The following is a 10,092-nucleotide window of genomic DNA, read 5'->3' on the forward strand; positions in this document are numbered from 1 at the left end:
GGCCTTTGCCATTAAAAACTTTACTAATGACAGGAATTTTAGTTCCGTTAATGGTTTTTGTTTTGCTTCCTTTATTAAGAAAGCTATTAGGAGACTGGCTGTATAAATAAAAAAGAAAGGGAAACTTCTATTGAAATTTCCCTTTTTTAATTTTTTATTATTTTTTTAAACTTATATTTTCAAATGTCGAAACATCCACAATTTCTTCGGTATCAATATCAAATGAAATTTTCACTCTATCTCCAACCGTAGTTAATGGCAATTGATTCGATATTTGTGAAGAACCGACAAAAATATTTGGATATTCTTTAACCGTAAAATAGTAAAAACTATTTCCGTTTTTTACATCGTTTTGAATTCTTATAATGGTAGATTCAACTACTTTTTTAGATGATTTGCTATCAATGTTTATTTTATTTCCAGATGAATTAAATGCTGTTTTATAGGCGGTTAATGCTTCACGCATCGTATTTCCTGTTCCAACAATTGTATAATCTGAAATGGAAACCATAGCATACATTTTTACTAATCCGCCATTGTCTTTTAACGTCATTACATAAGTTGGAATGTTGTTAATGTTATACGGAATAGGCAACGACGCTACAAATCCTTTTTCTTGTACTTTTCCTTGTGCCGAACTTTGAGCGGCAAATTCGGTAGCGCCACTTTGTTTGTAAAACGTTGTATGTTTAGTTCGCGTGTCAACTAATACAAAACCCACTGCAGATTCGTCTTTTCCTACTGATGTAATTCCTGTGTACCAATATGATTTATTATCTTTTCCGTACACTAAAGTTAAATCTTCTGTAATTTGAAGTTTGTTTTCATTTGAAAAATTCCAATATCCTTTTACGTATTCACCCCAATCATTTAATTGGTCTTTAATAAATGATATTGGTTGAATTCTATCTACCCAAGTTGGAGTATTTTTAATATCATATTCTTTTATTTCTCCGTTTTGCGCATTTACAACCACAATTCCTGTGGCATCATTCCCAGAAAAGCCCACTTGTTTTTTGTATTTAGTAACCACCCAAAAAGGCATTCCTGCGTCATCAATTTCGAAAGAAAAATCAGTTAAACCAACTGTGTTATATCCGTTAAAATACAAATAACGGTGCAAATTACTTTGAAAATAGGCCTCTTGTTGGTATTTTAGAAAAATGGGTTTTCCATTTACTTCTTGTACTAATTTAACATCTCTTTCATTGGTTGCAGAAACCATTACATATCCTGTTGTTCCTTTTTGGTTATTTAGCCATTTAAAAAAACCAGAATGTTCTAATGGAGCAATCCAATATAATTTTCCGTTTACTTTCTGAATGAAAAATTCACCTAAATGTGCTTGACTTCCCAACGCTGGTTGACTTCCTAATATTTTTTCTCCTAATAAATACGCTAAAGATTCATCTACAACTCGAATTTCATTCATAGAAATAGGTGCTATATGGTTGGTCAATTTATCGCCATTTTCTACTTTTCCAATTAAGTTTCTATAATCTTCACTTCTAAAAACAGGGTGCGATGTAAAAAAAGGCAATACAAATGCATATAAAACAGCAATACCAATAAGTAATGCAGGAATTTTCCAAAAAACTTGAACTGGTTTATAACTTTTTCCGTCGGCACTAATTGTAAATTTTGAAAACGTAAAAAATAATAACGCCGCAATAATTAGTAATAAAACCGTAATTCCGGAAAAGCCATAACTTATAACTGGAAGTGTTACATAAAAAAAGAAAATCGTAATTAGTAGCACTAATACTAATGGTAGTATTTTTTTCATTTTATTTTGATTTAGATGTTGTAAATATTAGTCATTAATTTGATAAGATTGTTACAAAATAAGTATTTTTGTTTTTTAAAAACTTGAAACATTAAACTTGAAACAAATAAATATGAAAGCATACATTTTTCCAGGTCAAGGCGCGCAATTTACCGGTATGGGTAAAGATTTATATGAAACATCAGCTTTAGCAAAAGAATTATTTGAAAAAGCGAACGATATTTTAGGCTTCCGAATTACAGATATTATGTTTGAAGGAACTGCAGAAGAGTTAAAAGAAACAAAAGTAACACAACCAGCGGTTTTTTTACATTCTGTAATTTTAGCAAAAACCTTAGAAAATTTTAAACCTGAAATGGTTGCGGGTCATTCATTAGGGGAATTTTCTGCTTTAGTTGCTAATGGTGCTTTATCTTTTGAAGATGCACTTTTATTAGTTTCTAAAAGAGCTATGGCAATGCAAAAAGCTTGTGAAATTAAACCGTCGACTATGGCAGCGGTATTAAATTTAGATGATAAAATTGTTGAAGACATTTGCACTTCTATTGATGGCGTTGTTGTTGCGGCAAATTATAATTGTCCAGGGCAATTGGTGATATCAGGCGAATACAAAGCTGTGGAATTAGCTTGCGAAAAAATGAAAGAAGCTGGAGCCAAACGCGCTTTAATTTTACCTGTTGGCGGAGCATTCCACTCGCCAATGATGGAGCCAGCAAGAGAAGAATTAGCTGCAGCGATTGAAGCAACACATTTTTCAACACCTATTTGTCCGGTGTATCAAAATGTAACGGCAAGTGCTGTTTCTGATGCGAATGAAATTAAGAAAAATTTAATTATTCAATTAACCGCTCCAGTAAAATGGACGCAATCTGTTCAACAAATGATTGCCGATGGCGCTTCAAGTTTTACAGAAGTTGGACCGGGAAAAGTATTGGTTGGATTGGTAAATAAAATTGATAGAGAAGTAGAAACTATTTCGGCTTAATTGTATTAAGATAATAAACCATTAAGGAATTAAGTCTAAATGAAACTTAATTTCTTAATGGTTTAAAAGTTTTCATTTCTTCTTATAGTTAATTATGAAAACTCCTAAAATAATCAATGCAGTTGCAATTATAAAATCAAATGTAATTACTTCATCAAGTAATAGCCAACCTAAGAAAACTGCAATTATTGTGTTGACATAATTCAGTATTGAAACTTGTACTGCTGTTACTTTTTTCAACGCATAATGATAACAGAAAAAAGCCAAAACCGAACCAAAAACAGCTAAATACACTACTGCTGAAATACTTCGTAAACTCCAAGTATTCATATCTGTATTAGAAGAAAAAATAAATGCTAAAACAAATTGAATTAAGGAAGAAATTGAAAATTGGTAAAATAAATTTAGAGCTATGTTATTGGATTTATGCGTATGCTTTTTAGAATAAACCGTTCCAGCCGACCAACTCATAATGGCAATACTTAAAAACAAAATTCCTGTTTTGTAGTTAGGATCTAAAATATCTTCCAATCCATTTCTAAAAATGAAAACTACTCCAAGAAATCCTAATAAAACTCCAATTAAACCTTTTAAATTTGGCTTTTCAATTCCAAAAAGAATACCACCAATAAAAATAATTACAGGAGAAAGCGCACTCATAATAGAAGTCAAACCGCTCGGTAATGATTGTTCTGCAATTGTAGTAAAACCATTAGCAATAACAATCATCAACAAAGATGGAATCAACTGGAACTTTAAATTATTCCAACCAATCCAAGATAATTGTTTTTTGTAAATTAAAATTCCAAGAACAATTAATGCAGCAATTCCTTGGCGAATAGAAGTAATAAACCAAGGCGGGATGCTTTCAACTGCTACACGAATCCCTAAATATGTTGTTCCCCAAACTATCCCGACAATTACTAAGGAAAATATTAATTTTAAATCGGGTTTTTGGTTCGACATTTTATGAAATTGGCTATCTAACTTCTAATTTTCTTTTCCCATTTCCAAGCACTTGCCAAACTATCATCTAAACTTGATGCGGCTTTCCATCCCAAAACACGATTTGCTTTATCTGTATTGGCATACGCTTCAGTAATATCGCCTTCTCGACGCCCAACAATTTTATAATTTAGTTTTTGACCAGAAACTTTTTCAAAAGATTGAATGACTTCTAAAACCGAACTTCCTTTTCCAGTTCCTAAGTTAAAAGTTTCTACTGAATCTATATTTTTTTTATTCAACAAACGCTGCAAAGCTATTACATGTGCTTTTGCTAAATCTACCACATGAATATAATCTCTAACAGCTGTTCCGTCGGTTGTGGGATAATCATTTCCGTAAACGGAAAGTTCTTTTCGTAATCCCATAGCGGTTTGTGTAATAAATGGCACTAAATTTTGAGGCACACCTAAAGGCAATTCGCCAATTTCTGCCGATTTATGGGCACCAATCGGATTAAAATAACGCAATAAAATAGCATTTAATGCACTTACTTTTGAAGTATCAGTAATAATTTCTTCACCAATTTGCTTTGTATTTCCGTAAGGCGACATAGCAGTTTGAATAGGTGCATCTTCTGTTATAGGCATTTTTTCGGCTTGACCGTAAACTGTACAAGAAGAACTAAAAATAAAATTTGCCGACTTTAATTTGGTAAGTTCTTGCAACACGTAAATTAATGCACTTATATTATTTTCGTAATATAATAACGGATTTTCGACGCTTTCACCCACGGCTTTACTCGCTGCAAAATGAATTACTCCAGAAATATCGGTATACGTTGCAAAGAAATTTTGAACGGCCGCTTTTTCTCTTAAATCGATAGATTCAAAAATTGGTTTTTTCCCCGTAATGCGTTCAATTCCATCTAAAACTTCAATAGAAGAATTTGATAAATTATCAATTATAATTACATCAAAACCTTCATTTTGTAATTCTACAACGGTATGAGATCCAATAAAACCTAAACCACCTGTTACTACTATTTTCATTATTTAAGATTATAGAATATAGATTATAGAATATAGATGTTACTGTAAGGTGTTTTCTCTATTTTCTATTTTCTATTTTCTTATTTCATATATTCTAAAACCGTGTCGGTAATAAATTTAATTTGTTCATCGTCTAATTCCGTGTGCATAGGCAAGGCAATAACTTCTTTACATAACTGATTGGTTACTGGAAAATCTTCTTCTTTATAACGAGTATCAGCATACGCTTTCTGACTATGTAATGGAATTGGATAATAAATAGCACAAGGAATGCCTTTTTCTTGTAAATGCGCTAATAATCCATCGCGTTTTCCATTGGTAATACGAATTACATATTGATGAAATACGTGACAATCACAACTTTCGCAAATAGTTGGTGCTACGATATTTTTATTTACACCTAATGCAAGTGAATATTTTCTCGCTGCATTTTGACGAGCACTGTTATAGGTATCTAAATGAGGTAATTTTGCTTTTAAAACGCCTGCTTGAATACTATCTAAACGAGAATTTACTCCTACAACATCGTGATGATATCTTTCATACATTCCGTGATTTACAATTCCTCTAATAATATGTGCTAAATTGTCATCGTTTGTGTAAATCGCACCGCCATCACCATAGCATCCTAAGTTTTTAGATGGGAAAAAAGAAGTAGCAGCTACGTGTCCAATGGTTCCCACTTTCTTTTTAGAACCATCTTTTGAGGTATAATCCGCTCCAATTGCTTGTGCATTATCTTCAATTACATATAAATTATGTGCGTTGGCAATTTCCATAATCGCATCCATATTTGCAGCACGACCAAATAAGTGTACAGGAACAATGGCTTTCGTTTTTGGAGTAATCGCTTTACGAATTCCTTCTAATGAAATATTCATATTATTCATATCTACATCCACCAAAACTGGCGTTAATTGCAATAAAGCAATCACTTCAACGGTTGCAGCGAATGTAAAATCTGCTGTAATGACTTCATCACCAGGTTGTAAACCCAATCCCATCATCGCAATTTGAAGCGCATCTGTTCCGTTCGCACAAGGAATTACGTGTTTTGCGCCTAAATATTTTTCTAAATCTGCTTGAAATTGATGTACTAAAGGACCATTTATATAGGTATTGTTGTCTAAAACCTCTTGAATAGACGCATTTACTTCGTCTTTTATTTTTTCGTATTGACTTTTTAAGTCAACCATTTGTAATTTTTTCATCTTCCTAATCTAATTAAGTCAAGCAAAAGTAAGAAATTCTGCTTACATTTTTTGTGTTCCATAAAAGAAACGTAATTTAGCGACATAAATTAGTACTATGTCATTTATTTATAACTTTATACTTCTTTTTGCTTCTCAGCTTTTAAAGATTTTTGCATTTTTTAGTCCAAAAATGAAATTATTTGTTGAAGGAAGAAAATCTGTTTTTGAAACTTTGAAAAATAATATTCAAGAATTTGATAAAACAATTTGGTTTCACGCAGCATCTTTGGGTGAATACGAACAAGGCTTGCCAGTTATTGAAAAAGTCAAACAAAAGTATCCCAATCATAAAATAATAATTACATTTTTTTCGCCTTCAGGATATGAAGTTCGAAAAAATAATACCGTTGCAGATGTTACGGTATATTTGCCTTTGGATACGATTTCTAATGCCAAACAATTTTTAAAAGTAGTGCATCCAGAAATGGTGTTTTTTATCAAGTACGAATTTTGGCCGAATTATTTAACCGAACTTAAAAAAAGATCGATTTCAACGTATTTAATTTCAGGAATTTTTAGAGAAAAGCAACACTTTTTTAAATGGTATGGTGGTTTTTACAGAAAAGCATTACACACTTTTGATTACTTTTTTGTGCAAAATGAAAGTTCAAAGACACTTTTAAAAAGTATAGGTTTTACCAATGTAAAAGTTTCTGGAGACACCCGTTTTGATAGGGTAGTGACCATTTTAGAAAAAGACAATACGTTAGATTTTATTGCGGCGTTTAAAAATGATCAGCCAACAATTGTAATTGGAAGTAGTTGGCCAAAAGATGAAGAATTATTAATTCATTATATTGAATCGGCATCTCAAAATGTAAAATTTATAATTGCACCACATAATATCAATCATAATCAAATTTTAAATCTTAAATCTAAAATTTCAAAGAAAACACTACTATTTTCTGAAAAAGAGGAGATGCTGAAACAAGTTCAGCAAGACAAATTAGAAGATTTTCAAGTTTTTATAATTGATACAATCGGAATTTTAACCAAAATTTATAGTTATGCAGATATTGCCTACGTTGGAGGTGGTTTTGGAAATCCAGGTGTGCATAATCTTTTAGAACCCGCTACTTTTGGAATTCCAATTGTTATGGGCCCAAATTATTCACATTTTGCAGAAGCGATTGCTTTAGTTGGTTTAAAAGGTTGTGTTTCTATAAAAAATCACTCAGAATTAAATGATGCGTTCAACTTGTTACTACAAAACGAGGAAGAACGATTAGAAAAAGGGCACATTTGTAGTACATTTGTTCAAATGAATAAAGGTGCCACGGAACATATATTGAATAACATCTCTTAATAAAATATTAAAAATTGACACAATTTTACTAATTATATTAACTTGCAAGCATTAAACTATTATCCTATGAAATTTTTAAAATTATTTTTATTATTATTTATCGTTCAAACTCAAGCCCAACAAGGTGGTATGTGGATTCCATCATTGTTGCAAGGTATGAATGAAAACGAAATGAAAGCTTTAGGTTCTAAACTTACGGCAGAACAAATTTATTCTATAAATAAATCATCTTTAAAAGATGCCGTTCCTCAATTTGATGGCGGTTGTACAGCAGAAATGATTTCTTCAAAAGGCTTATTGTTAACCAATCATCATTGTGGATATGATAACATACAAAATCATTCTACAGTGGAACACGATTATTTAGCCAATGGTTTTTGGGCGTATAAAATGGAGGAAGAACTTCCAAATCCAGGAGTGGTAGTTACTTTTATTGTAAAAATTGATGATGTTACCACAAAAGTATTTGAAGGTGTTGCAGCTTTAACTTCTGAAGCAGAAAAGCAAAAGAAAATTCAAGAAAATATTGCAACATTGAACAAATCGTATGTAAGAGAAGCTTGGCAAGATGTTTTAGTACGATCTTTTTATGATGGAAATCAATATTTATTATTCGTTACAGAAAACTTCAAAGACATTAGATTAGTGGGTGCGCCGCCAAGTTCTATAGGAAAATTTGGATCAGATACTGACAACTGGGTTTGGCCTCGTCATACGGGAGATTTTTCTTTATTCAGAGTTTATGCGGATAAAAACAATCGTCCAGCAGCGTATTCAAAAGATAATGTGCCGTATACACCTAAACATTTTTTCCCAGTTTCTGCAAAAGGAATCCAAGAAAACGATTTTACAATGGTAATGGGGTATCCTGGAAGAACTACAGAATATTTACCTTCTTATGCTGTGGAGCAAATGGTAAACGATTTAAACCCGGCACGAATTGAAGTTCGTGATGCAGCTTTAAAAGTTCAAGATGGTTTTATGAGAAAAGACCAAGCGATTAAAATTCAATATGCTTCAAAATATGCTGGAGTAGCCAATTATTGGAAAAAATGGATTGGAGAGCGCAAAGGTTTAATTAAAGCCAATGCAGTAGGTGCAAAGCAAGTTTTTGAAAAAGACTTAACAGATAAAATTATCAAAGCCGGAAAACAAGCAGAATATGGAAATTTATTATCTGACTTTGCAACAAATTACGCAGCTATTAAAGAGTATGCTATTGCAAGAGATTATTATACTGAAGTAGTTTTAAGAAATACCGAAATTTTATCTTTTGGATACCGTTTGTTTCAATTAGAGCAAGTGTATAATTCAAAAGGTGAACAAGCATTTAATGATAGAAAAAAGAACTTAATTGAAGCATTTGAGCCTTTATACAAAGATTTTAATGCTCAAGTTGACGAAAAAGTATTCGAAAAATTAATAGCTATTTATAGTAAAAAATCACCGCAACAATTTTTACCTGAAAGTGTAAAAGGAATTGATGCGACTCAATTAGCATCTGAAATTTTTAATTCATCTAAGTTAACGTCTTATTCTGGTTTGAAAGAAGTATTATCTGGAGATGCCAAAACGGTTTTAGAACGATTAAATCAAGATAAAGGATTTGCTTTTGTAAAAATCCTTGCTGAAGCATATAATAAAAACGTAGCGCCAAAATATGACGAAATTAATTTGAAAAATATGGCTACGCAACGCACTTATATGAAAGCCATTTTAGAGTTAAGTCCAAAATCGGCGAGAATTTTCCCTGATGCCAATTCTACTTTGCGTGTAACGTACGGAAAAGTAAAAGGTTACAAACCAAGCGATGCAGTTGTTTATTCTCCGTTTACATATTTAGATGGTGTGATGGAAAAATATGTTCCAGGAGATTATGAATTTGACGTACCGCAAAAATTAATCGATTTATATAATACTAAAGATTATGGTAAATATGCTGATAATGGCAAAATGCCAGTGGCTTTTATTGCTACAAATCATACCACAGGAGGAAATTCTGGAAGTCCAGCTTTAGATGCCAATGGAAACCTAATTGGACTAAATTTTGACAGAGTTTGGGAAGGAACAATGAGTGATGTGTATTATTCTCCAGAAATTTGTAGAAATATTATGGTAGATACACGATATATTCTATTTATTATAGATAAATATGCTGGTGCGAAAAATTTAATTGATGAAATGAAAATCATTTATAATCAGCCGAATACACCTAAAAACAAAGGGAAATAGGCGTTATTTTCTAAGTAACATAGGATGAATTGTGCAAGAATTGAAAAATATTTTAAAAAAAGTTAAAAAAAGTATTTGACATTTAATTTTTTTTATATCTTTGCTTCATAAATAATTAACCTTTATAATAAAATTAAGATGAAAAAAGTTGTTTTAAGTTTAGCATTCGTTGCTGCTGTATTAGTTTCTTGTAACAAAAAAGCTGAAGAAACTCCAGCTGCTGACTCTACTGCTGTAGATACTACTGCTGTTGTAGCTGATACTACTGCTGTTGTAGCTGATACTGCTGCTGTGAAAACAGATAGCGCTGCTACAAAAACTGAAGAAGTTAAAGAAGAAGTTAAAAAATAATATTTGACCTTCTTTTCGAAAAGAAATCAATCCCGACTTAGTCGGGATTTTTTTTTGCTCAAAAGTGAACGAATTTAAATTAGTTATACGATAAATTAATATACTTGAGCGCATACTTGTAATGCGGAAAGCATCTCTTTTACTACTGACGCGTGAATTAGATTGCGTGAGACCCTTTCAGG

The 10,092-nt window shown here is 31.8% G+C and carries 8 protein-coding genes; 4 read left to right on the forward strand and 4 right to left on the reverse strand.

Going from position 1 to position 10,092, the window contains the following annotated elements:
• Window positions 1–157: 157 nt before the first annotated feature.
• Window positions 158–1,786 carry a hypothetical protein gene (locus KA468_RS09220; protein WP_291242652.1) on the reverse strand — a complete coding sequence of 543 codons (1,629 nt, stop codon included), beginning with the start codon at window positions 1,784–1,786 and terminating at the stop codon, window positions 158–160.
• A gap of 112 nt (window positions 1,787–1,898) precedes the next feature.
• Here KA468_RS09220 and fabD point away from each other — a divergent pair, with 112 nt between their 5' ends.
• Complete coding sequence (gene fabD / locus KA468_RS09225; protein WP_291242653.1) at window positions 1,899–2,771, forward strand: ACP S-malonyltransferase; 873 nt, start codon at window positions 1,899–1,901, stop codon at window positions 2,769–2,771.
• Between the two features lie 72 nt (window positions 2,772–2,843).
• Here the strand turns inward: fabD and KA468_RS09230 are convergent, their stop codons facing one another.
• From KA468_RS09230 to KA468_RS09240, 3 genes are all read right to left on the reverse strand, one after another.
• Window positions 2,844–3,737, reverse strand: coding sequence for an EamA family transporter (locus KA468_RS09230; RefSeq protein ID WP_291242654.1), 894 nt, complete (start codon window positions 3,735–3,737; stop codon window positions 2,844–2,846).
• A 17-nt stretch (window positions 3,738–3,754) separates the two neighbouring features.
• Complete coding sequence (gene galE, locus KA468_RS09235; RefSeq protein WP_291242655.1) at window positions 3,755–4,768, reverse strand: UDP-glucose 4-epimerase GalE; 1,014 nt, start codon at window positions 4,766–4,768, stop codon at window positions 3,755–3,757.
• An 80-nt stretch (window positions 4,769–4,848) separates the two neighbouring features.
• Window positions 4,849–5,979: a DegT/DnrJ/EryC1/StrS aminotransferase family protein gene (locus KA468_RS09240; RefSeq protein WP_291242656.1), complete on the reverse strand. Its 1,131-nt coding sequence runs from the start codon at window positions 5,977–5,979 to the stop codon at window positions 4,849–4,851.
• Between the two features lie 97 nt (window positions 5,980–6,076).
• On the opposite strand from KA468_RS09240, the gene KA468_RS09245 reads away from it, so the two are divergent.
• From KA468_RS09245 to KA468_RS09255, 3 genes are all read left to right on the forward strand, one after another.
• Window positions 6,077–7,327: a glycosyltransferase N-terminal domain-containing protein gene (locus KA468_RS09245; protein ID WP_291242657.1), complete on the forward strand. Its 1,251-nt coding sequence runs from the start codon at window positions 6,077–6,079 to the stop codon at window positions 7,325–7,327.
• A gap of 66 nt (window positions 7,328–7,393) precedes the next feature.
• Window positions 7,394–9,559 (forward strand): S46 family peptidase, encoded by a 2,166-nt coding sequence (locus KA468_RS09250; protein WP_291242658.1) that lies wholly within the window; start codon window positions 7,394–7,396, stop codon window positions 9,557–9,559.
• Between the two features lie 138 nt (window positions 9,560–9,697).
• Window positions 9,698–9,910 carry a hypothetical protein gene (locus KA468_RS09255; protein WP_291242659.1) on the forward strand — a complete coding sequence of 71 codons (213 nt, stop codon included), beginning with the start codon at window positions 9,698–9,700 and terminating at the stop codon, window positions 9,908–9,910.
• Window positions 9,911–10,092: the final 182 nt, after the last annotated feature.

The organism is Flavobacterium sp. (assembly GCF_017985075.1).
GTDB lineage: Bacteria > Bacteroidota > Bacteroidia > Flavobacteriales > Flavobacteriaceae > Flavobacterium.

Coding starts and splice junctions, on each gene's coding strand:
- KA468_RS09240 (WP_291242656.1), bottom strand. CDS start 5,979: ATGAAAAAATTACAAATGGTTGACTTAAAAAGTCAATACGAAAAAATA.
- galE (WP_291242655.1), bottom strand. CDS start 4,768: ATGAAAATAGTAGTAACAGGTGGTTTAGGTTTTATTGGATCTCATACC.
- fabD (WP_291242653.1), top strand. CDS start 1,899: ATGAAAGCATACATTTTTCCAGGTCAAGGCGCGCAATTTACCGGTATG.
- KA468_RS09220 (WP_291242652.1), bottom strand. CDS start 1,786: ATGAAAAAAATACTACCATTAGTATTAGTGCTACTAATTACGATTTTC.
- KA468_RS09255 (WP_291242659.1), top strand. CDS start 9,698: ATGAAAAAAGTTGTTTTAAGTTTAGCATTCGTTGCTGCTGTATTAGTT.
- KA468_RS09230 (WP_291242654.1), bottom strand. CDS start 3,737: ATGTCGAACCAAAAACCCGATTTAAAATTAATATTTTCCTTAGTAATT.
- KA468_RS09250 (WP_291242658.1), top strand. CDS start 7,394: ATGAAATTTTTAAAATTATTTTTATTATTATTTATCGTTCAAACTCAA.
- KA468_RS09245 (WP_291242657.1), top strand. CDS start 6,077: ATGTCATTTATTTATAACTTTATACTTCTTTTTGCTTCTCAGCTTTTA.